Source organism: Mesorhizobium sp. CA10 (assembly GCF_020165285.1).
GTDB lineage: Bacteria > Pseudomonadota > Alphaproteobacteria > Rhizobiales > Rhizobiaceae > Mesorhizobium.
In genome coordinates, this window is sequence record NZ_JAIUHV010000010.1 from 171,436 (window position 1) to 192,370 (window position 20,935).

Here is a 20,935-nt window from a genome sequence, read left to right on the forward strand (position 1 = left end):
TCGTCCAAACCAACATTGAGAAGGCGCGGCGCAAGCCGCGCTTTCTTTTTATGGACGAAGGCGAAGCACAACTTCAGGCGCATGAATTCCGGCGCATCGCGTCATGCGTGCGTCCGCATATTCTAATAATTCCATCGCCGTGTGATGGAACCAACAGACCACCATCTGCCTTAGGCTTTATTCCTGCCATGCGTGCAGGCAACCAAGCAGCGCCGGTTCAAGCCGGGGTTCTCGTCTGGCGCGAGGAGGTGTCAGATGACACGATTTGTTGTGGCGGCAATATTGGCGGCGACGGCGATGACCGTTGGAGCCGCGCCGGCGAGCGCGGCGGCGCAATGCGCGGCGCGCGCCGACATCATCAAGGCGCTTGGCGACAAGTTCCACGAAACCGAGGCTGGGCGCGGCCTGATCAATCCGAACGTCGTGCTCGAGATTTTCGTCTCCGACCAGGGAAGCTGGACGGTACTTGCCTCCGATACCAAAGGCCAGAGCTGCGTGCTTTCCGTCGGCGAGGGCTGGGACAGCCCGACGATCACCGCGGCGATGCCGGGCGCCTGAAACCGGCAGGAGCCGGGGTGCGCGCCACAACGGCTCCCACGTCGGGCGTCAAGTGGCGCCAAGCAAGGCGCCCTCCGCGGCGCCGCTTGTTTACGGAGCGGAGCTTCACCATATCGAATCTCAGGGAGTCATGATCTCCCGACGACAGACCGGAAGCCAGAAGGAGTGACGCGATGAAGACGTCCAATCCGGCCTGGAGCCTTCCGGCGCACTGAGGCGGCCGAATGTGCCTCCCTTTGCCGGAATGCGAAGGCAAAGGAGGTGCCCCATGGCACGCGAATTTTCGTTTCGATGGGTCAAGCTTGCGGCCGTTGGCGCCATGATGGCGCTGCCGGCAGTTCCGGCGCGGGCGCAAGTCATCTGCGGCGGCCATGACTATCTGGTCGCGAGGCTGGCGGAGGCATTCGAGGAGAAGCGGCTGGGCTATGGCGTGGCCGGACAGGTCGCCATCTTCGAGGTGTTTGTCTCGGCCGGCGGAACCTGGACCATCCTGATGACCGACGTCAAAGGCCAGAGCTGCATCCTGGCCGCCGGCGAGGGGTGGGAAGACACACTGGCCACCGCGGTCGGGCAGCCGGGTGGCTGAAGTGCCTCGAGCAGGCGCTGGTCCTGCTCAGCGCGTGGCGGCCACCTCGGCATGACCGCGCAGCAGCGCTATCAGCTTCTTGGCGTCCTTGGCGGCGGCTTCCTCGTCGCCGTCGAGGATGGAACGGATCAGCGCCACGTGGTGCTCGGCCGATTCGGCGAGACCGGTATCGGCCTTGTAGCGATACCAGAAGCGGCGGCTGTGGGTCTGCAAGGGGGCCGCCACACGCGCCGCGAACGGGTTGTCGGCGGCGATCGCCAGCGCTTCGTCGAGCGCCTTGTCGGCCTGGATGAAGGCAAGCACATTGCTCGAGATCACCGCCTTCTGCATGGCCAGGGCCGCTTCATGGAACAGGTCGGCGGCCTCGCGGGTGACGAAGCGGGCGGCCGAGCGGGCGAGCACCACCTCGATGCCGCGCCGCGCATCCAGCACCCGCAGCCAGTCGCCTGCGTGAAGCGGTGCGACCGCGATGCCGGCGCGAGGTCTGATGTCGAGAAGCCCTTCCCAGGCGAGCCGCTGGATAGCCTCGCGCACGGGGGTGCGTCCGAGACCCAGCCGCTCGATCAGCGCGCCTTCGGTGACGAAGCCCGACGGCGCCAGCTCGAGCGTGACGATCATATGCTCAAGCGCGCGATAGGCCTTGGTCGCCGCCGGCTCGAAGGTGGCGTTCGCCTCGACGGATATCAGCGGGGAGATCAATGGCGGGCTCCTGATATATTTTTCATATATCATAAGTGATTCAGCGTTGACAGGCTAATTCTTAATAGATATACGACTGATATATCATAGGAGAAGTAGCGATGTGGGCCGGAGTTTTCCCCGCAGTCACGACCAAATTCACTGCCGACGACCGTCTCGACCATGCCGAGATGGAGCGCTGCTACGGGCTGCAGATGGAGGCCGGCTGCGACGGCATCATCGTATGCGGTTCGCTCGGCGAAGGACCCATGCTGTCGCCCGACGAGAAAATCGAGGTGCTGAAGGCGGCGCGGAAAGTCGCCGGCGACAAGCCGGTGCTGCTGACCGTCAACGAGCCCGGCACGCGTGAGGCGGCTGCTATCGCCAAACGCGCCGCTAAGGAAGGCGCCGACGGGCTGATGGTGGTGCCGAGCCCGATCTATCACACCGACCCGCAAGAGACGGTCGCCGCCCTTCGCGCCGTCGCCGAAGCCGGCGACCTGCCGGTGATGATCTATTCCAACAGGCTCGCCTATCGCGTTGACGTCACCGTCGACCTGATGGAGGAGCTGGCGTCGGACAAGCGTTTCGTCGCCATCAAGGAATCCTCCGACGACATCCGCCGATCGACCGAGATCATCAATCGGTTTGGCGACCGCTACGACCTCTTCACCGGCGTCGACAACCTTGCCTTCGAGGCGCTGTCGGTCGGCGCCATCGGCTGGGTCGCCGGCCTGGTCATCGCCTTCCCGCGCGAGACGGTCGCGATCTACCAGCTGATGCGGCAGGGCCGCCGCGACGAGGCGCTGGCGATCTATCGCTGGTTCCGGCCCTTGCTCGATCTCGATGTCTCGACCTATCTGGTCCAAAACATCAAGCTTGCCGAAGTGCTGGCGATCGGTACCAATGACCGCGTGCGCATGCCGCGCCAGCCGCTGTCGGGTGAACGCCGCAAGGCGGTCGAAAAGATCGTCCGGGATGCGCTGGCGGTGCGGCCGAAGCTGCCGCCGCTGCAGACGTCTCCTCGATCGGCGGAGCAGATGGTGGCGGCCGAATAAGGGACAGCCCTGACGTGCAGGAAAATTCCAAATCCCTGGAACAGGAGCGGCGCTCCGCCACTGGGGCACCTTCTCTCCGTGAACGGGGAGAAGCGGAAGACATAGCCATCATCGGCGGCGGCATCATCGGCATCTGTGCTGCGACCCTGCTCTCGGAAGCGGGGCGCAGCGTCACCGTCTTCGACCGCACCGGCATCTGTGAGGAGACGAGCTCCGGCAATGCCGCCGCCTTCGCCTTCTCCGATGTGCTGCCGCTGGCGCATAAAGGCATGATACGGCAATTGCCGAAATGGCTCGCCGACCCGCTCGGGCCTTTGGCCATCCCGCCGGCCTATCTGCCCAAGCTGCTGCCCTGGCTTATCCGCTTCTGGCGGGCGGGCGCCGCCAGGCACTACGAAGCGAGCCTGGCTGCGCAGGCCGGCATGATGAAGCTCGCCGAAGCCGAATGGATGCAGCTGCTCGATCGCTCCGGCACGCGGCCAATGCTGCGCGAGGATGGATCGCTGGAATTCTATGAGAGCGAGGCGGAGTTCCGCGCCTCGCTGCCCGGCTGGGCCGAGCGCGAGCGTTTCGGCATCGGCTTCCGCCATGTCGAGGGCGAAGAGATGGCATCGCTGCAGCCAGGTCTTTCGCCGTGCTTCATCAAGGGCACCTTCGTGCCGGGCTGGAAGACGGTCGCCGACCCGAAGCTGCTCGGCAAGGCGGTCTGGGCCTATGCGGAAAAGCTTGGCGCCCGTTTCGAGCATGCGCGGGTGGAGGGCATAGAGACCGACACAAACGGCGCGACGATCATCCTGGCCGACGGCAGCAGGCGCACGGCCAAGAAGCTCCTGATCGCCGCGGGCGCCTGGTCGCATCTCCTGGCAAGGAATATTGGGGACCGCATCCCGCTCGAAACCGAGCGCGGCTATAACACGACGCTGCCGGTGTCGGCTTTCGACGTGAGGCGGCAGCTCATCTTTTCCGGCCATGGCTTCGTTATCACGCCGCTCGAGACCGGCTTGCGCGTCGGCGGCGCCGTCGAGCTCGGCGGCATCGAGCGGCCACCAAATTTCGCCCGTTCCAAGGCGATGCTGGAGAAGGCGAAGCGTTTCCTGCCCGGGCTTGATCCGTCGGGCGGCCGCGAGTGGATGGGTTTTCGCCCCTCGCTGCCGGATTCCCTGCCGGTGATCGGCGCGTCGCGCGCGCCGAACGTCTACTACGCTTTTGGTCACGGCCATCTCGGCCTGACCCAGTCCGCGGCGACCGGTCGCTTGATCCGCGATCTCGTTCTCGGGCAGACTCCGCCCCTCGATCTCACGCCCTTCAGTCCGCAGCGTTTCTGAAAAAGAGTCCATCATGGCCAAAAAATCCTTCTTCTGCATCGACGGCCACACCTGCGGCAACCCGGTCCGCCTGGTCGCCGGCGGCGGGCCGTTGCTCGAGGGCGCGACCATGATGGAGCGGCGGGCGCATTTCCTCGCCGAATATGACTGGATCCGCACCGGGCTGATGTTCGAGCCGCGCGGCCATGATGTGATGTCCGGCTCGATCCTCTATCCGCCGACGCGCGAGGACTGCGACATCGCCATCCTGTTCATCGAGACCTCGGGCTGCCTGCCGATGTGCGGGCATGGCACGATCGGCACCGTCACCATGGCCATCGAGCACGGGTTGGTGAAGCCGAAGACGCCGGGCGTACTCAGGCTCGACACGCCGGCCGGCCTGGTCATCGCCGAATACAAACAGGTCGGCGAATATGTCGAGGAGGTGCGCATCACCAACGTGCCGTCCTTCCTCCACGCCGAAGGCCTGACCGTCGAATGCCCGGTGCTTGGCGAGATCATTGTCGACGTCGCCTATGGCGGCAATTTCTACGCCATCGTCGAGCCGCAGCAAAATTACCGAGACATGGCCGATTACTCGGCGGGCGACCTCATCGCCTGGAGCCCGGTGGTGCGCCAGCGCCTCAACGAGAAATACTCCTTCGTGCATCCGGAGAACCCCGGCATCAACCGGCTGTCGCATATGCTGTGGACGGGCAAGCCGAAACATGCCGAGGCCGACGCGCGCAACGCCGTCTTCTACGGCGACAAGGCGATCGACCGCAGCCCTTGCGGCACCGGCACCTCGGCCCGCATGGCGCAGCTCCATGCCAAGGGCAAGCTCAGGGCCGGCGACAGTTTCGTGCATGAATCGATCATCGGCTCGCTGTTCAAAGGCAGGGTCGAAAAGGAGGTCAGCGTGGCCGGCAAGCCGGCGATCATCCCCTCGATCGGCGGCTGGGCACGGATGACGGGCCTGAACACCATCTTCATCGACGACCGCGATCCGTTCGCGCATGGATTCGTCGTCACATAAGCGTCACAGCCTCACCCAACGGAAGGCATGCCGCCCAAAATGGGCAGCCTCTGTTCGCGCAAGAAATCTTCTCATCAATTTATTTTGACGGCGATTTCTTCGAGCGGGTGGGCATTATAGGGCTGAATCGTCAAAGACATTGCGTTGTGCCAATGATAGGGTCCGCGATAGTCCAGGGGGCCGGGTACGAAAAACGGACAATCGGGCGACGTGCTTCCAAAACACGCCCGGCGATTGAAAAATCACGTTGCAATCCGGGCTCGAGACTTTACGACTAGGGGAAATACGAAAAGGAGTGCGACCCGGAAACGGGCGACATTCCAGGGGAGCCGCGTAAATATGCAGTATTTCGTCCAGCAGCTTATCAATGGGCTGACGCTGGGATCTATCTATGGCCTGATCGCAATCGGCTACACGATGGTCTACGGCATCATCGGCATGATCAATTTCGCCCATGGCGATATCTTCATGGTCGGCGCCTTCACCGCCCTCATCGTCTTCCTGATCCTCGGCGCGTTGTTCTATTCGGTGCCGGTCGTGGTGGCGCTTCTGATCATGATGATCGTCGCCATGCTTCTGACCAGCCTCTACAACTGGACGATCGAGAAGGTGGCCTACCGGCCGCTGCGCGGCTCGTTCCGGCTGGCGCCGCTGATCACCGCCATCGGCATGTCGATCGCGCTGTCCAATTTCGTGCAGGTCACGCAGGGCCCGCGCAACAAACCGATCCCGCCGCTGGTCAGCCAAGTCTACACTGTTGATGGTGTGAGCGTTTCGCTGAAGCAGATCCTCATCGTGATCGTCACCATCATTCTGCTGGCGATTTTCTGGTATCTCGTCAACCGGACAGCGCTCGGGCGGGCGCAGCGCGCCTGCGAGCAAGATCGCAAGATGGCTGCGCTGCTCGGCATCGACGTCGACCGCACCATCTCCATCACCTTCATCATGGGCGCAGCTCTCGCCGCCGTCGCCGGCACCCTGTTCCTGATGTATTATGGCGTCGTGGTGTTCTCGGACGGCTTCGTGCCGGGCGTGAAGGCCTTCACGGCGGCCGTGCTCGGCGGCATCGGCTCGCTGCCCGGCGCGGTGCTCGGAGGATTGCTCATCGGCTTCATCGAGAGCATGTGGTCGGCCTATTTCTCGATCGACTACAAGGACGTCGCCGCTTTCTCGATCCTGGCGATCGTGCTCATCTTCCTGCCCTCCGGCATCCTCGGCCGGCCTGAAGTCGAAAAGGTCTGATCCTCATGGCCGTTACCGTGTCTTCGGAGCGCGACGCCGTCGCTACTCCAGTTCAGCGCGCTTTTCGCGAAGCGCTCTATGCAGGCGCCATCGCGCTCGGCCTGTTCGTGCTGTTTATCGGTCTCAGGACCGACCAGAATATCTCCAACGAACTGATTCTGGTGCAGCGCTGGGGCTTGCTCGCCCTGGTGGTCATCGCCACCGCCGGGGGCCGCTTCCTGTATGTCGCCTATGGCCAGCCCTTCGTGGCCAGCCTGAAGATCGCCGACATCGACACAGGCCTGCTGCCCGACACCATGGCGGCACGCTTCTTCAGGATGCCTTATTTCGTAGCCGCGGTCGTTGTCGCAGCCCTGCTGTTCGTGCTGGCCGGCTCGCTTGACGGGCTGCTCGGACCCGACCTTGCCGGCTACGCGCGCTTTGTGCGGGCGCTGGCGATCATTTATGCCGTCGCCTGGGTAATGTATTATTTTCGGGCCTTCATCCACGCCCACTTCTCGGCGTTGGGCATCAGCGCGCTGGCGCTCTATCCGATCATCGTCGTGCTGGTGCTTGCGCTGGTAACAGGATCGATAGCGGGAGGGTTTCAGGGCTCTCTGAAGTGGGTCGACAATTTCGGCATCCAGATCCTGATCTATGTGATGCTGGCCTGGGGGCTGAACATCGTCATCGGCCTCGCCGGCCTGCTCGATCTCGGCTACGTCGCCTTCTATGCCGTCGGCGCGTATGCCTACGCGCTGCTCGGCACGCATTTCGGCCTGTCCTTCTGGATCCTGCTCCCGGCCGCCGGCTGCATGGCCGCCTTCTGGGGCGTCATGCTCGGCTTCCCCGTGTTGCGGCTGCGCGGCGACTATCTGGCGATCGTCACCCTTGCCTTTGGCGAGATCATCCGCCTCGTCCTGATCAACTGGCGCGAGGTGACAAACGGTTCGGCCGGCATTTCCGGCATCCCAAAGGTCTCCTTCTTCGGCCTGATGTCGTTTAACGTCTCGGATCCGAACTACATCGCCAAGGTGCTGCACATCGCCACATCGAGCGCCTATTACAAGATCTTCCTTTACTATCTGATCCTCGGACTCTGTCTTTTGACCGCCTTCGTTACCATCAGGCTGCGGCGGTTGCCGGTCGGCAGGGCGTGGGAAGCGCTGCGCGAGGACGAGATCGCCTGCCGCTCGCTCGGCATCAACACCACCACCACCAAGCTGACGGCGTTTGCCACCGGCGCCATGTTCGGCGGCTTTGCCGGCTCGTTCTTCGCCGCACGGCAAGGTTTCGTCAGCCCCGAATCCTTCGTCTTCCTGGAATCGGCGATTGTCCTCGCCATCGTCGTGCTCGGCGGCATGGGTTCGCTGGTCGGCATCGCCGTAGCGGCGCTGGTGATGATCGGCGGCACCGAAGCGTTGCGGGAGCTCGACTTCCTGAAGCGGGTCTTCGGTCCCGATTTCACGCCTGAACTCTACCGCATGCTGCTTTTCGGGATGGCCATGGTCATCGTCATGCTGTGGAAGCCGCGCGGTTTTGTCGGCAGCCGCGAGCCGACGGCCTTCCTGAAGGAGCGAAGAGCGGTTTCAAGCTCCTTCACCAAGGAGGGGCACGGCTGATGAACGCGACCCCTTCCTCGAACGATTTCATCCTGCAGGTCGAGCATCTGTCGATGAAGTTCGGCGGCCTGGTCGCCATCGGCGACCTGTCGTTCCAGGCCAGGCGCGGCGAGATCACCGCGCTGATCGGCCCGAACGGCGCCGGCAAGACCACGGTGTTCAACTGCATCACCGGCTTCTACAAGCCGTCTGAAGGCATGATCACGCTGAACCGGGGGGACGGCTCGACCTATCTGCTCGAGCGCCTGCCCAACCACGAGATCCCGGCGCGCGCCAAGGTGGCGCGCACCTTCCAGAACATCCGCCTGTTCTCGGGCATGACGCTGCTGGAGAACCTCCTGGTCGCGCAGCACAACAAGCTGATGAAGGCTTCGGGCTATACTCTCCTCGGCCTGTTCGGCTTTCCGAGCTATCGCCAGGCCTCGGCCGAGTCGATCGAGCTCGCCAGGCACTGGCTGGAGAAGGCCGATCTTGTCGATCGCGCCGACGATCCGGCCGGCGACCTGCCCTATGGCGCGCAGCGGCGCCTGGAAATCGCGCGCGCCATGTGCACGGGGCCGGAGCTTCTGTGCCTCGACGAACCGGCCGCCGGCCTCAATCCGAAGGAATCTGCGGCGCTCAACGAGCTGTTGATGGGCATCAAGAGCACCGGCACGTCGATCCTGCTCATCGAGCACGACATGTCGGTGGTGATGCAGATCTCCGACCATGTCGTCGTGCTCGAATACGGCCGCAAGATCTCCGATGGCAATCCGGCGTCGGTCCGCACCGATCCGCGCGTCATCGCGGCCTATCTTGGCGTCGACGACGAGGAGGTCGAGACGGTGCTGACCGAGGTCGGCGATGAGGACGTGATCGAGCAGCTCGATACCGGCCCCGATTCCGCGCATGGGCCGGGAAATTCTGCCTCGATGATGGCCGGGCCGGTTTCCGATTCGGTCGAACATGGGAATGAGGGCGAGCGGGTCACGGTGTCGAAGGGCGCCTCGAAGGCGGCGCAAGTCGACGCGCGCGCCGCATCGATAGCCAGCAAACCGGTTCCAGCGCCAGCGACAAAGTCGGCCGCCGCGAAAGGCAAGCCGACGGCGAAAGCCCCTGCAAAGAAGGCCCCCGGCAAGGCGCCGGCGAAAGCCGGCGGCATCTCCAATCGCCTCGACGCGCCACGCGGCGGCAAGGTCGATAGCCTGATCCGCATCAAAGGCATCGGCCCGGTCAACGAGCGCAAGCTCAACGAGCATGGCATCTTCCATTTCGACCAGATAGCGGCCTGGAAGAAGGCCGACATCGAGGCGGCGGAAGCCTATCTCGCCTTTGACGGGCGCATTGCCCGCGAAGACTGGATCGGCCAGGCGAAGACGCTGGCGAAGGAAGCAGCGGCCAAGCCCGCGACGCGTGGAGGGCGTAAATAATGGCCGGCACAACGCTGCTCGACATCAAGGGTGTCGAGACTTACTACGGCAACATCCGGGCGCTGAACGGCGTCGATGTCAGCGTCAACCAGGGTGAGATCGTGGCGCTGATCGGTGCCAACGGCGCCGGCAAGTCGACGCTGATGATGACCATCTTCGGCGCGCCGCGCGCCCGCACCGGCACCATCACCTTCGCCGGCACCGACATCACCAAGATGCCGACGCATGAGATCGCACGCCTGCGCATCGCGCAATCCCCGGAAGGCAGACGCATCTTTCCGCGCATGACGGTGATGGAAAATCTGCAGATGGGCGCCAGCCTCGACAACCTCAAGCATTATGACGAGGACGTCGAGAGGGTGTTCACGCTGTTCCCGCGGCTGAAAGAGCGCATCGCCCAGCGCGGCGGCACGCTGTCGGGCGGCGAGCAGCAGATGCTGTCGATCGGGCGCGCGCTGATGGCGCGGCCGAAGCTTTTGTTGCTGGACGAGCCCTCGCTGGGCCTCGCGCCGCTGATCGTCAAGCAGATCTTCGACGCCATCCGCGAGCTCAACAAGACGCAAGGGCTGACCGTGTTCCTGGTCGAGCAGAACGCCTTCGGCGCGCTCAAGCTCGCCACGCGCGGTTATGTCATGGTCAACGGCAATGTGACGATGAGCGGCACCGGCAAGGAATTGCTCGCCAATCCGGAAGTGCGCGCCGCCTATCTCGAAGGCGGGCATCATTAGAGCGCGATGACTTTCCCAGGATCGCCATCTCGCTCTAAGGTTTTGTTCTTGAGGCATGATCTTCTCCGAAAAGTCTGCAACTTTTCGGGATCATGCTAAGATCTGGGGACATCAATCATGCAGGGCATTATCTACGAAGAAGCCTCGATCTGGCAGTTTCTATTCGTCACAGGCCTGCTTGGCGGCGGGGCGGCATGGATGACAGGCAAAGCGGCGGCTCAGACCTGGAACACGTATCTGCGGCTGTTTTTCTTCCTGCTCGGTCTCGGTATCGGCGTCAGGTTCATCCATCACGCCTTGTTCGGCGGCACGATGTTCTCGCTGCATTACTATATCGTCGACACCATCGTCCTGATGATACTGGGCTTCCTAGGCTATCAATACACGCGCACCAACCAAATGGTCACGCAGTATAACTGGCTCTATGAAAGAGCTTCCTTGTTAAGCTGGAAACCGAAAGGTTGACGTTCACCATTACGCCGTTTCGGGGATGAATCGGCGTGACAAGTGCCTGAAAATCGGCATTCTATGCTTTCTGCGATAAGGGTGGGCATCGCATGAAAGTATCATCCACGCCCACTCCGTAAATGGGAGCGTTTCAATGAAAAAATCACTTTTGTCCGCCGTGGCGCTGACCGCGTTCGTCGCGTTCAGCGGCAGCGCGTGGGCCGACATCCTGATCGGCGTCGCCGGTCCGATCACCGGCCCGAACGCCGCCTTCGGCGCGCAGTTGCAGAAGGGCGCGGAACAGGCGGTCGCCGACATCAACGCGGCGGGCGGCATCCTCGGCCAGCAGCTCAAGCTCGAGATCGGTGACGACGTCTCCGATCCCAAGCAGGGCATCTCGGTCGCCAACAAATTCGTCGCCGACGGCGTCAAGTTCGTCGACGGCCACTTCAACTCCGGTGTGTCGATCCCAGCCTCGGAAGTCTACCAGGAAAACGGCATGCTCGAGATCACGCCGGCCGCGACCAACCCGAAGTTCACCGAGCGCGGCATGTGGAACACCTTCCGCACCTGCGGTCGTGACGACCAGCAGGGCAAGGTGGCCGGCGACTACATCGCCAAGAACTTCAAGGATGCCAAGATCGCCATCATCCACGACAAGACGCCTTATGGTCAGGGCCTGGCCGACGAGACCAAGAAGAACCTCAACGCCAACGGCATCACGGAAGTGTTGTACGAAGGCGTGAATGTCGGCGACAAGGACTTCTCGGCCCTCATCGCCAAGATGAAGGAAAACGGCGTCACGCTCATCTACTGGGGCGGCCTGCACACCGAAGCCGGCCTGATCATCCGTCAGTCGGCCGATCAGGGCCTGAAGGCGCCGCTGTTCTCGGGCGACGGCATCGTCTCCAACGAATTGGCCTCGATCGCGGGCGACGCCGTTGCCGGCACGCTCAATACCTTCGCTCCGGATCCGCGCAAGAATCCGGCCGCCAAGGAAGTGGTCGAGAAGTTCCGCGCCAACGGCTTCGAGCCGGAAGCCTACACGCTCTACTCCTATGCCGCGGTGCAGATCATCGCCCAGGCCATCGCCAAGACCGGCTCGGCTGACGACGCGCAGAAGGTTGCGGAGACGATCAGGGCCAACACCTGGAAGACCGCCATCGGTGACATCGGCTACGACAGCAAGGGCGACATCACCCGTCCTGACTATGTCATCTATGAATGGAAGAAGGGCGACGACGGCAAGTACAGCTACTTCGAGAAATAAGCCGGCAAACTCAAGCCGACTTTTCGGGGATGCCCGGCGCTCGCGCCGGGCATTCTCGTTTGCGGGCGAGGCCAGCCGGAAGCTCCGCGCCGCGCCTCGGGCAATACCCGTCCACCGTGTTCGAAGAACAGCAATGACGATTTGGCGCAAACAGGCGACTTAAATCGTTTTAGCTGTCGCGCAAATTTGTTTGCGCTGCAGCATTTTCACGTTAATCATTGCGCCGGTTCATCTCCCTTCCGCTGCTGGAGCCTACTCCTTGGCCATCACGAAGATCCTCGTCGCCAACCGGTCCGAAATCGCCATCCGCGTGTTCCGCGCGGCCAACGAGCTCGGCCTCAAAACCGTGGCGATCTGGGCAGAGGAGGACAAATATTCGCTGCATCGCTTCAAAGCCGACGAGAGCTATCAGGTCGGCCGCGGACCGCATCTGGCCAAGGACATGGGTCCGATCGAGAGCTATCTGTCGATCGAGGAGGTGATCCGGGTCGCCAGGCTGTCGGGCGCCGACGCCATCCATCCCGGCTACGGCCTGCTGTCGGAAAGCCCGGAATTCGCCGAGGCCTGCGCCGAGGCCGGCGTCACCTTCATCGGCCCGAAGCCGGAAACGATGCGCCGGCTCGGCAACAAGGTCGCCGCGCGCAACCTGGCGATTGAAGTCGGCGTCCCGGTCGTTCCGGCAACCGATCCGCTGCCGGACGACATGGACGAGGTCAAGAAGCTCGCCGCGCAAATAGGCTATCCGGTGATGCTCAAGGCCTCGTGGGGCGGCGGCGGCCGCGGCATGCGCGCCATCCGCGCCGAGGCCGACCTCGCGCGCGAGGTGATGGAAGGCAAGCGCGAGGCCAAAGCCGCCTTCGGCAAGGACGAGGTCTATCTCGAAAAGCTGATCGAGCGCGCCCGCCATGTCGAGGTGCAGGTGCTGGGCGACACGCATGGCAATGCCGTGCATCTGTTCGAGCGCGACTGCTCGATCCAGCGCCGCAACCAGAAGGTCGTGGAGCGCGCGCCGGCACCCTATCTCAGCGAGGAGCTGCGCCAGGAGCTTTGCGGCTATGCGCTCAAGATCGCGCGCGAGACCAGCTATATCGGCGCCGGCACGGTCGAGTTCCTGCAGGACGCCGACACCGGCAAGTTCTACTTCATCGAGGTCAATCCGCGCATCCAGGTCGAGCACACCGTCACCGAGCAAGTGACCGGCATCGACATCGTCAAGGCGCAGATCCACATCCTCGACGGCTTCGCCATCGGCACGAAGCAGTCGGGCGTGCCGGCGCAGAAGGACATCAGGCTGAACGGCCACGCGCTGCAGTGCCGCATCACCACCGAGGATCCGGAGCACAATTTCATTCCGGATTATGGCCGCATCACCGCCTATCGCGAGGCGGCCGGCTTCGGCATCCGGCTCGACGGCGGCACCGCCTATTCGGGCGCGGTCATCACCCGCTTCTACGATCCGCTGCTCGAAAAGGTGACGGCCTGGGCGCCGACGCCCGGCGAGGCGATCTCGCGCATGAACCGGGCGCTGCGCGAGTTCCGCATCCGCGGCGTCGCGACCAACCTCACCTTCCTCGAAGCGATCATCAACCACCCGCGCTTCGCCGACAATTCCTACACGACCAGATTCATCGACACGACGCCGGAGCTGTTCGAGCAGGTGAAGCGGCAGGACCGCGCCACCAAGCTGCTCAATTACCTCGCCGATGTCAGCGTCAACGGCCATCCGGAGACGCGCGGCCGGCCGATGCCGAAGGCGAATGCGGCCGCACCCGTCGTGCCCTATCTCAACGGCCATATTCCGGACGGCAGCAAGCAGAGGCTCGATGCGCTAGGCCCGGAGAAATTCGCGGCCTGGATGCGCGGAGAGCGCCAGGTGCTGGTCACCGACACGACGATGCGCGACGGCCACCAGTCGCTGCTCGCCACGCGCATGCGCACCTATGACATCGCCGGCATCGCCGGCACCTATGCGCGGGCGCTGCCGCAATTGCTCTCGCTGGAATGCTGGGGCGGCGCGACGTTCGACGTCGCCATGCGCTTCCTCACCGAGGACCCGTGGGAGCGGCTGAGCAAAGTGCGCGAGGCGGCGCCCAATCTTCTGCTGCAGATGCTTTTGCGCGGCGCCAACGGCGTCGGCTACACCAACTATCCCGACAATGTCGTCCAGCATTTCGTCCGCCAAGCGGCGGCCGGCGGTGTCGATCTGTTCCGCGTCTTCGACTGCCTTAACTGGGTCGAGAACATGCGCGTCGCCATGGACGCGGTCGGCGCTGAGGGCAAGCTGGTAGAAGCGGCGATGTGCTACACCGGTGACGTCCTCGATCCGGCGCGGGCGAAGTACGATTTGAAATACTATGTCGGGCTGGCCAAGGAGCTGGAGGCGGCCGGCGCGCATATCATCGCCGTCAAGGATATGGCCGGCCTGTTGAAGCCGGCCGCGGCGCGCGTGCTGTTCAAGGCGCTGCGCGAAGCGACCGACCTGCCGATCCATTTCCACACGCACGACACGTCAGGGCTGTCGGCGGCGACCGTGCTGGCGGCGGTGGAGAGCGGCGCCGACGCTATCGACGCAGCGATGGATTCCTTCTCCGGCAACACCTCGCAGCCCTGCCTCGGTTCGATCGTCGAGGCGCTGAAGGGCACCGAGCGCGATCCCGGTCTCGATCCGCAATGGATCCGCCGCATTTCCTTCTACTGGGAAGCGGTGCGCAACCAGTACGCCGCCTTCGAGAGCGATCTCAAGGGACCTGCCTCGGAAGTCTACCTGCACGAAATGCCGGGCGGCCAGTTCACCAACCTCAAGGAACAGGCGCGCTCGCTCGGGCTCGAGACGCGCTGGCATGAGGTCGCGCAGGCCTATCACGACGTCAACCTGATGTTCGGCGACATCGTCAAGGTGACACCCTCGTCCAAGGTGGTCGGCGACATGGCGCTGATGATGGTCAGCCAGGATCTGACCGTCGCCGATGTCGAGAATCCGGCCAAGGACATCGCCTTCCCGGATTCGGTGGTGTCGATGCTGCGCGGCGATCTCGGCCAGTCGCCTGGCGGCTGGCCGGCTGCGCTGCAGAAGAAGGCGCTGAAGGGCGAGAAGCCGATTACGGTTCGACCGGGCTCGCTGCTAAAGCCCGCCGACCTCAAGGCCAGCCGCAAGGACATCGAGGGCAAGCTCGACCGCAAGCTCTCCGAGTATGAATTCGCCTCCTGGCTGATGTATCCCAAGGTGTTCACCGACTTCGCCGCGGCGCAGGAGACCTATGGGCCGGTGAGCGTGCTGCCGACGCCGACCTATTTCTACGGCATGAAGTCGGAAGACGAGATCTTCCTCGACATCGAGAAGGGCAAGACGCTGGTGGTGCGCTGCCAGGCGTTCGGCGAGGTCGACGACAAGGGCATGGTCACCGTGTTCTTCGAGCTCAACGGCCAGCCACGCCGCGTCAAGGTGCCGGACAGGGCGCATGGCGCTTCCGCCGCCAAGGCGCGCCGCAAGGCCGAACCCGGCAATGAGGGGCATGTCGGCGCGCCGATGCCCGGCGTCGTATCGGCGCTTGCCGTCGCGCCCGGACAGGCGGTCAAGGCGGGCGACGTGCTGCTTTCGATCGAGGCGATGAAGATGGAAACCGCGCTGCATGCCGAACGCGACGGCGAGATCGCCGAGGTGCTGGTGAAGGCCGGCGATCAGATCGACGCGAAGGATCTGTTGATCGCATTCAAATAAGGTGTGCCGATATTCAGGTGAGGCCGGACTGCAAACGCCGGCTTCCTGCGCTTCCGGTGCTCACGTACTTAAGTACGCTCCGCTCCGGCCTTCGCCGGCCGAAGCCCTATAGGTGTCTCCGCTCTATGAAGGCTACGGCCGGCGTAGGCCGGTTCTCGGAATCCGCCTTGTTTGGTCGCTTCGCGCCCGTCTTCGACTCCGACTCGGCCTGACCTGAATCTCGGCACACCTTTAGATGTGCCCAGCCGTCCACAGGTGCTCGACAAGTGTCTTGACCCGCCGCGCCCGCTCGGGCAGTGAACCCGCTCCAATTTGCCGTGGCGGGAATCGCCACTGCTCCAGAAGACGCGGAGAAAAAATGGCCGACGAAATCACCGAGACCAGCCAGACTGTAGCAGCCGGCCAGCTGCGCACCATCATCGAGCGCATCGAGCGGCTCGAGGAAGAGAAGAAGACGATCTCCGACGACATCAAGGATGTCTATGCCGAAGCCAAGGGCACCGGCTTCGACACCAAGGCGATCCGCACCATCGTGCGGCTGCGCAAGAAGGACCAGGCCGAGCGCCAGGAAGAGGAGTCCATCCTCGACCTCTACAAGGCCGCTCTCGGCATGGCGTAAGCCCCATGGCCGGAGGCCGGCCATGAACGAATTCGACTTCGGCGGCCGTCGCGCCTCGGAGTTCCGCCACCGCGGCTTCTGGGCGCTGTTCGCCGAACGGCACCCGCAAGAAAGGCAAAGGCTCGCTCGGCGCGGGCCATGGTTCTGGCAGCGCGGGCTGCCGGATTTCGCTTTGGTTCTTTCGATGTATGTCGCGCCGGCGCAGAACCATGTCGGCGTCTTCTTCGGGCGCAACGAGAAGTTCGGCGCCACGGAGTCCTGGTCGCGGTTGAAGCCGTTCCAGCCGGCGATCGAGGCCAGACTGAAGCTCAGGCCCGAGCAGAGCTGCGAAGGTCTCGGCATCAACTCGATGTGGCGGGTGAACTGCTACGCCGAGGACAATTGGCCGGCCATGAGCGACTGGCTGGTGCGGGAATGCTCACGCTTCGAAGAAGCCGTGACCGAAATTCTCGGGCAGCGATAGGTCGCGGGCGATGAGGGATTTTTTCCGTTCGCGCTGGAGAGGCCAGATTCCGCTCGAACGGCTGTTCTGGCGCGATATGCTGCTGGTCGGTACCATTCTGAGCATCGCCTCTTCGGTGCTGGCGCTGGTCCTGCTCGGGTTGAAGCTGCCGCTCTGGCTGGTGCTGGCGGTGCATTTCCTCCCTGTTCCCTACACCATCTTCCTGACGGTCGCTGTCTGGCGGACCGCGGAGAAGGCCGGGGGTTTCAAGGCGCAGCTGATGATGCTCGGTTCCGCGCTCTGGCTGATCACAACGGTCGTTGTGTAGAGCCGGATGGAGCATGAAAAAGGGCGGCCGAGGCCGCCCTTTGCGAAGACTGGAAGCCCCGGTCAGGCCGCAGGCTCGAAGCGCAGCGCCACGCCATTGATGCAGTAGCGCAGGCCGGTCGGCGGCGGGCCGTCCTCGAAGACATGGCCGAGATGGCTGCCGCAGCGAGCGCAATGGCATTCGGTGCGGACCATGCCGTAGCTGCGGTCGACGGTGGTCTCGATCGAGCCCGGGACCGGATCGTTGAAGCTCGGCCAGCCGGTGCCGCTCTCGAACTTCAGCTTGGATTCGAACAGCGGCTGGTCGCAGCCGACGCAATAGAAGGTGCCGGCACGCTTTTCGTAGAGCAGGGCGCAGCTGCCGGGGCGCTCGGTGCCGTGATTGCGCATCACGGCATATTGCTCCGGGGTCAGCCGGGCGCGCCACTCGGCATCGGTGCGGGTGACGGGATAGGCGTGGGTGTCCATGAAATCTCCTCGGCCTTGGCGGCTCGTTGTTGCTTGCAACGGATATTCGCCCAAACATAGGCCCTTGTTACAGGTGCTTCCAGTGAAAGCGAGCTAGTGCTTGCGCGACAACTGCCTGGTCGCAGCTTCAAGCCCGGCCAATGTCAGCGGGAACATGCGGCCGTCGAAGATGTCGCTGATCAACTGGATCGAGTGCGTGTAGCGCCAGTTCTTCTCAGCTTCGGGATTGAGCCATATCGCGTTCGGCCATTGCTGCAGCAGGCGGGCCAGCCACACACTTCCGGCCTCGGGATTCCAGTGCTCGATCGAGCCGCCCGGATGGGCGATCTCGTAAGGGCTCATCGAGGCGTCGCCGACAACGATCACCTTGTAGTCCGGCCCGTATTTGTGAATGAGGTCGAAGGTCGGGATCGTCTCGGCCAGCCGCCGGCGATTGTCCTTCCAGACGCGCTCGTAAAGGCAATTGTGGAAGTAGAAATACTCGAGCTGGCGGAACTCGGCGCGCGCGGCGGAAAACAGTTCCTCGACGCCGCGTATATGGTCATCCATCGAGCCGCCGACGTCGAAGAACATCAGAAGCTTCACGGCATTGCGCCGCTCGGGCCGGGTCTTGACGTCGAGATAGCCGTGCTCGGCGGTGGCGTGGATGGTGCCGGGCAGGTCGAACTCCTCCTCGGCGCCCTCGCGCACCCAGCGGCGCAGCCGCTTCAGCGCCACCTTGATGTTGCGGGTGCCGAGCTCGACGGTGTCGTCGAAGTTCCGGAATTCGCGCTTGTCCCAGACCTTCACCGCGCGGCGATGCCGGCTTTCATGCTGGCCGATGCGAACCCCTTCGGGGTTGTAGCCATAGGCGCCGAAGGGCGAGGTGCCGCCGGTGCCGATCCATTTCGAACCGCCCTGGTGGCGCCCCTTTTGCTCCTCGAGGCGCTGCTTCAGGGTCTCCATCAGTCTGTCGAAACCGCCCAGCGCTTCGACCAGCTTCTTTTCCTCCTCGGTCAGGTGCTTTTCCGCCAAACGGCGCAGCCATTCCTCGGGGATGTTGGCGATATCGACGGCATCGGGGCTGCCGAGCGCCTCGACACCCTTGAAGACATGCGCGAAGACCTGGTCGAAACGATCGATATGACGCTCATCCTTCACCAGGGCCGAGCGCGCGAGGTAGTAGAAAGCCTCGACGTCATAGTCGACCAGCCCCGCTTCCAGCCCTTCCAGCAGCGACAGATATTCCCTGAGCGAAACAGGAACCCGCGCGGCCTTCAGTTCTAGGAAGAAGGGGATGAACATCGCCGGACTGCTATCGGTGCCCCTCGATCTTCTCACGAGCAGCACTTGCAATGAAGGCTGAGCGCGTCAGGCCTCGGCGGCTGGCTTCGGCGTCGATCGCCGCAAGCAGACCCGCGTCCAAGGACAGATTTGCCCGGACTGGTCGACCGGAGTCGATCAGCAGCGGGATCATGACGGCAGATTCGCCTGCGGCGCTATCGATCTCACTTGATCGTAACAGGTCCGCCACCGTTCGCGCTTCAGGCAGCGGGGCGTGCTTTGCCAACCGGGTTTCAGCCCATTCGCGAACCGCCGATGTTGCATCGGCAATCGCCTCCTCGGGGCTGGCACCGCCGCCATGGCAGCCTGGAAGATCGGGGACTCGGACTCCCCAGACGTCGTCAGCGCCATCCAGGATTCCGACATAGTGCGTCATGGATCAGACCTCAAATCCATCCAGCGAGCTTGGCGATCGAACGTGCAACGCCTGGAGACTGCTCGCGGTGCCGCGGAACGACAATCGTGACATCCGGCTTTTCCGGATGCTCGTATTTATCGTGCTTGCCGCCGCCTATATTCGCCCAGCCGTCGCGCAACAGCCTCGCTATGATCTTGCGCGTGTTGGTTTCGATCAGCGGCATGTCACTCAATGCGCAATATATTGCGCAACAATGACGGTTTCAACCGGCGACCACTCATAAGAGATCATATTCGATGAATCCGGTCCGCCTTGCCACATGGTCGTAGAGCCGGCGCGCCGTGGCGTTGGTCTCGTGCGTCATCCAGTAGACATTCTTGACGCCGATCTTGCCGGCCTCGTCCCGCACCGCTTTGATCAGCGCCGCGCCCACGCCTTTGCCGCGCACCTCCGGATCGGCGAACAGATCCTGCAGGTAGCAGTTGTTGACCAGTGACCAGCAGGAGCGATGGTAGAGGTAGTGGGTCAGCCCAACCGCTTTGCCGTCGAACGTGGCGATGAAACCTTTCGGCTCGAATTCGCCTGCCGTGAACAAACGCTTCCAGGTGACGTCGTAGACCTCGTCCGGCAGCTTGGTCTCGTAGAAGGTGAGGTAGGCAGTCCACAAGCGCCGCCAGTCGGCGTTGTCGGACTGCGCGAACGGGCGAATGGCGATCTCGGACATCTTTTCTCCTCCAGTGCTTTCGGTCCGAAGCTGCGGCAGCGACCGATTGCCGGCAACGGTCCACAGCCGGAGAAAGCGCTATTGCTGCCGTCTGGCCATGAAGGCCAGGCGCTCGAACAGGTGCACGTCCTGCTCGTTCTTGAGCAGCGCGCCGTGCAGCTTCGGCAGCATGTTCTTGGGATCGGCGCGCAGGTCCTCGGGCGCGATGTCGTCGGCGACCAAAAGGCGGATCCAGTCGAGCGCTTCGGAGGTCGAGGGCTTCTTCTTCAGGCCCGGCACGTCGCGGATCTCGTAGAACTGGGTTAGTGCCGCCCGCACCAAATTCTGCTTGATGCCGGGGTAATGCACCTCGACGATCCGGTGCAGCGTGTCGATGTCGGGGAAGCGGATATAGTGGAAGAAGCAGCGGCGCAGGAAGGCGTCCGGCAGTTCCTTCTCGTTGTTCGAGGTGATGATGACGATAGGCCGGAACTCGGCGCGGATCGTCTCGCCGGTCTCGTAGACGAAGAACTCCATCCGATCGAGCTCCTGCAGGAGGTCGTTGGGGAATTCGATGTCGGCCTTGTCGATTTCGTCGATCAAAAGCACGACTTTTTTCTGCGCAGCGAAGGCATCCCACAGCTTGCCGCGCTTGATGTAATTGGCGATGTCGTTGAAGCGCTCGTCGCCGAGTTGGCTGTCGCGCAGCCGCGAGACGGCGTCATATTCGTAGAGGCCCTGTTGCGCCTTGGTGGTCGATTTGACGTTCCATTCGATGAACTCCAGCCCGAGCGCCGAAGCCACCTGGCGGGCAAGCTCGGTCTTGCCGGTGCCGGGCTCGCCCTTGACCAGCAAGGGCCGCTCCAGCGCGATCGCGGCATTGACCGCAACCATCAGATCCTTGTCGGCGACATAGGCCGCAGTGCCTTCGAAACGCATCTTTTCTCCTGTCCGTGCGGCGGACCGTAAGGAGGCTGGACGGGCCGCGCAAGGGCGGTTGCCGGACAGCTTCCCATCGGGACGGTCCGCAAGACGAATTATGCGCAAATGGTGACCCGTT

The 20,935-nt window shown here is 63.3% G+C and carries 22 protein-coding genes; 15 read left to right on the forward strand and 7 right to left on the reverse strand.

Annotated features, from left to right (window positions below; all coding sequences use genetic code 11):
- Positions 1-255: 255 nt before the first annotated feature.
- Positions 256-558 (forward strand): hypothetical protein, encoded by a 303-nt coding sequence (locus tag LB535_RS21090; RefSeq protein ID WP_140841768.1) that lies wholly within the window; start codon positions 256-258, stop codon positions 556-558.
- Between the two features lie 268 nt (positions 559-826).
- Positions 827-1,144: a hypothetical protein gene (locus LB535_RS21095; RefSeq protein WP_224633562.1), complete on the forward strand. Its 318-nt coding sequence runs from the start codon at positions 827-829 to the stop codon at positions 1,142-1,144.
- Between the two features lie 27 nt (positions 1,145-1,171).
- Here the strand turns inward: LB535_RS21095 and LB535_RS21100 are convergent, their stop codons facing one another.
- Positions 1,172-1,876: a GntR family transcriptional regulator gene (locus LB535_RS21100; protein ID WP_224602161.1), complete on the reverse strand. Its 705-nt coding sequence runs from the start codon at positions 1,874-1,876 to the stop codon at positions 1,172-1,174.
- Between the two features lie 68 nt (positions 1,877-1,944).
- Between LB535_RS21100 and LB535_RS21105 the strand changes: the two genes are divergently transcribed.
- From LB535_RS21105 to LB535_RS21165, 13 genes are all read left to right on the forward strand, one after another.
- A complete protein-coding gene (locus tag LB535_RS21105) occupies positions 1,945-2,880 on the forward strand; it encodes a dihydrodipicolinate synthase family protein (protein WP_224633563.1) in 936 nt (311 codons plus the stop codon).
- 14 nt (positions 2,881-2,894) lie between these two features.
- Positions 2,895-4,205 carry an NAD(P)/FAD-dependent oxidoreductase gene (locus LB535_RS21110; protein ID WP_224633564.1) on the forward strand — a complete coding sequence of 437 codons (1,311 nt, stop codon included), beginning with the start codon at positions 2,895-2,897 and terminating at the stop codon, positions 4,203-4,205.
- 13 nt (positions 4,206-4,218) lie between these two features.
- Positions 4,219-5,220 (forward strand): 4-hydroxyproline epimerase, encoded by a 1,002-nt coding sequence (locus tag LB535_RS21115; RefSeq protein ID WP_224633565.1) that lies wholly within the window; start codon positions 4,219-4,221, stop codon positions 5,218-5,220.
- Positions 5,221-5,559: 339 nt separating this feature from the next.
- Positions 5,560-6,462 carry a branched-chain amino acid ABC transporter permease gene (locus LB535_RS21120; RefSeq protein ID WP_224608749.1) on the forward strand — a complete coding sequence of 301 codons (903 nt, stop codon included), beginning with the start codon at positions 5,560-5,562 and terminating at the stop codon, positions 6,460-6,462.
- A gap of 5 nt (positions 6,463-6,467) precedes the next feature.
- Entirely contained in the window at positions 6,468-8,063 is a 1,596-nt protein-coding gene (gene livM / locus LB535_RS21125) for a high-affinity branched-chain amino acid ABC transporter permease LivM (RefSeq protein WP_095767233.1), read from the forward strand.
- Positions 8,063-9,472 (forward strand): ATP-binding cassette domain-containing protein, encoded by a 1,410-nt coding sequence (locus tag LB535_RS21130; RefSeq protein WP_224633566.1) that lies wholly within the window; start codon positions 8,063-8,065, stop codon positions 9,470-9,472. The genes livM and LB535_RS21130 overlap by 1 nt, the downstream gene beginning before the upstream one ends.
- Positions 9,472-10,200: an ABC transporter ATP-binding protein gene (locus LB535_RS21135; protein WP_095767235.1), complete on the forward strand. Its 729-nt coding sequence runs from the start codon at positions 9,472-9,474 to the stop codon at positions 10,198-10,200. Before LB535_RS21130 ends, LB535_RS21135 begins: the two co-directional genes overlap by 1 nt.
- 117 nt (positions 10,201-10,317) lie before the next feature.
- Positions 10,318-10,665, forward strand: coding sequence for a DUF6867 family protein (locus LB535_RS21140; protein WP_224633567.1), 348 nt, complete (start codon positions 10,318-10,320; stop codon positions 10,663-10,665).
- A 136-nt stretch (positions 10,666-10,801) separates the two neighbouring features.
- Complete coding sequence (locus LB535_RS21145) at positions 10,802-11,917, forward strand: branched-chain amino acid ABC transporter substrate-binding protein (RefSeq protein ID WP_095767237.1); 1,116 nt, start codon at positions 10,802-10,804, stop codon at positions 11,915-11,917.
- A gap of 259 nt (positions 11,918-12,176) precedes the next feature.
- Positions 12,177-15,635: a pyruvate carboxylase gene (gene pyc, locus LB535_RS21150; protein WP_224633568.1), complete on the forward strand. Its 3,459-nt coding sequence runs from the start codon at positions 12,177-12,179 to the stop codon at positions 15,633-15,635.
- Between the two features lie 358 nt (positions 15,636-15,993).
- Entirely contained in the window at positions 15,994-16,254 is a 261-nt protein-coding gene (locus LB535_RS21155; protein WP_095767239.1) for a DUF2312 domain-containing protein, read from the forward strand.
- A gap of 22 nt (positions 16,255-16,276) precedes the next feature.
- Positions 16,277-16,717 (forward strand): hypothetical protein, encoded by a 441-nt coding sequence (locus LB535_RS21160; RefSeq protein WP_140841746.1) that lies wholly within the window; start codon positions 16,277-16,279, stop codon positions 16,715-16,717.
- A 10-nt stretch (positions 16,718-16,727) separates the two neighbouring features.
- Entirely contained in the window at positions 16,728-17,024 is a 297-nt protein-coding gene (locus LB535_RS21165) for a hypothetical protein (RefSeq protein ID WP_224633569.1), read from the forward strand.
- A 62-nt stretch (positions 17,025-17,086) separates the two neighbouring features.
- On the opposite strand, the gene msrB is transcribed toward LB535_RS21165, so the two are convergent.
- The 6 genes from msrB to LB535_RS21195 all read right to left on the reverse strand — a co-directional run bounded on the left by msrB (position 17,087) and on the right by LB535_RS21195 (position 20,814).
- The gene (gene msrB, locus LB535_RS21170) at positions 17,087-17,491 is read right to left on the reverse strand and encodes a peptide-methionine (R)-S-oxide reductase MsrB (protein WP_040991646.1); all 405 of its coding nucleotides are present in this window, start codon (positions 17,489-17,491) and stop codon (positions 17,087-17,089) included.
- Between the two features lie 93 nt (positions 17,492-17,584).
- Entirely contained in the window at positions 17,585-18,775 is a 1,191-nt protein-coding gene (locus LB535_RS21175) for a vWA domain-containing protein (protein ID WP_224633570.1), read from the reverse strand.
- Between the two features lie 10 nt (positions 18,776-18,785).
- Entirely contained in the window at positions 18,786-19,190 is a 405-nt protein-coding gene (locus LB535_RS21180) for a type II toxin-antitoxin system HicB family antitoxin (protein ID WP_224633571.1), read from the reverse strand.
- A 10-nt stretch (positions 19,191-19,200) separates the two neighbouring features.
- The gene (locus LB535_RS21185; RefSeq protein WP_224633572.1) at positions 19,201-19,395 is read right to left on the reverse strand and encodes a type II toxin-antitoxin system HicA family toxin; all 195 of its coding nucleotides are present in this window, start codon (positions 19,393-19,395) and stop codon (positions 19,201-19,203) included.
- 54 nt (positions 19,396-19,449) lie between these two features.
- Positions 19,450-19,896, reverse strand: a complete 447-nt coding sequence (locus LB535_RS21190; RefSeq protein ID WP_224546690.1) for a GNAT family N-acetyltransferase — start codon at positions 19,894-19,896, stop codon at positions 19,450-19,452.
- Between the two features lie 78 nt (positions 19,897-19,974).
- Positions 19,975-20,814 carry an AAA family ATPase gene (locus LB535_RS21195; protein ID WP_201412207.1) on the reverse strand — a complete coding sequence of 280 codons (840 nt, stop codon included), beginning with the start codon at positions 20,812-20,814 and terminating at the stop codon, positions 19,975-19,977.
- Positions 20,815-20,935: the final 121 nt, after the last annotated feature.

Bases quoted from the DNA above. Each gene is read 5' to 3' on its own strand.
- LB535_RS21190 (WP_224546690.1), bottom strand. From the start codon at position 19,896: ATGTCCGAGATCGCCATTCGCCCGTTCGCGCAGTCCGACAACGCCGAC.
- LB535_RS21140 (WP_224633567.1), top strand. From the start codon at position 10,318: ATGCAGGGCATTATCTACGAAGAAGCCTCGATCTGGCAGTTTCTATTC.
- livM (WP_095767233.1), top strand. From the start codon at position 6,468: ATGGCCGTTACCGTGTCTTCGGAGCGCGACGCCGTCGCTACTCCAGTT.
- LB535_RS21130 (WP_224633566.1), top strand. From the start codon at position 8,063: ATGAACGCGACCCCTTCCTCGAACGATTTCATCCTGCAGGTCGAGCAT.
- LB535_RS21115 (WP_224633565.1), top strand. From the start codon at position 4,219: ATGGCCAAAAAATCCTTCTTCTGCATCGACGGCCACACCTGCGGCAAC.
- msrB (WP_040991646.1), bottom strand. From the start codon at position 17,491: ATGGACACCCACGCCTATCCCGTCACCCGCACCGATGCCGAGTGGCGC.
- LB535_RS21105 (WP_224633563.1), top strand. From the start codon at position 1,945: ATGTGGGCCGGAGTTTTCCCCGCAGTCACGACCAAATTCACTGCCGAC.
- LB535_RS21135 (WP_095767235.1), top strand. From the start codon at position 9,472: ATGGCCGGCACAACGCTGCTCGACATCAAGGGTGTCGAGACTTACTAC.
- LB535_RS21120 (WP_224608749.1), top strand. From the start codon at position 5,560: ATGCAGTATTTCGTCCAGCAGCTTATCAATGGGCTGACGCTGGGATCT.
- LB535_RS21175 (WP_224633570.1), bottom strand. From the start codon at position 18,775: ATGTTCATCCCCTTCTTCCTAGAACTGAAGGCCGCGCGGGTTCCTGTT.
- LB535_RS21160 (WP_140841746.1), top strand. From the start codon at position 16,277: ATGAACGAATTCGACTTCGGCGGCCGTCGCGCCTCGGAGTTCCGCCAC.
- LB535_RS21095 (WP_224633562.1), top strand. From the start codon at position 827: ATGGCACGCGAATTTTCGTTTCGATGGGTCAAGCTTGCGGCCGTTGGC.
- LB535_RS21185 (WP_224633572.1), bottom strand. From the start codon at position 19,395: ATGCCGCTGATCGAAACCAACACGCGCAAGATCATAGCGAGGCTGTTG.
- LB535_RS21165 (WP_224633569.1), top strand. From the start codon at position 16,728: ATGAGGGATTTTTTCCGTTCGCGCTGGAGAGGCCAGATTCCGCTCGAA.
- LB535_RS21195 (WP_201412207.1), bottom strand. From the start codon at position 20,814: ATGCGTTTCGAAGGCACTGCGGCCTATGTCGCCGACAAGGATCTGATG.
- LB535_RS21100 (WP_224602161.1), bottom strand. From the start codon at position 1,876: ATGATATATGAAAAATATATCAGGAGCCCGCCATTGATCTCCCCGCTG.
- LB535_RS21090 (WP_140841768.1), top strand. From the start codon at position 256: ATGACACGATTTGTTGTGGCGGCAATATTGGCGGCGACGGCGATGACC.
- LB535_RS21180 (WP_224633571.1), bottom strand. From the start codon at position 19,190: ATGACGCACTATGTCGGAATCCTGGATGGCGCTGACGACGTCTGGGGA.
- LB535_RS21145 (WP_095767237.1), top strand. From the start codon at position 10,802: ATGAAAAAATCACTTTTGTCCGCCGTGGCGCTGACCGCGTTCGTCGCG.
- LB535_RS21155 (WP_095767239.1), top strand. From the start codon at position 15,994: ATGGCCGACGAAATCACCGAGACCAGCCAGACTGTAGCAGCCGGCCAG.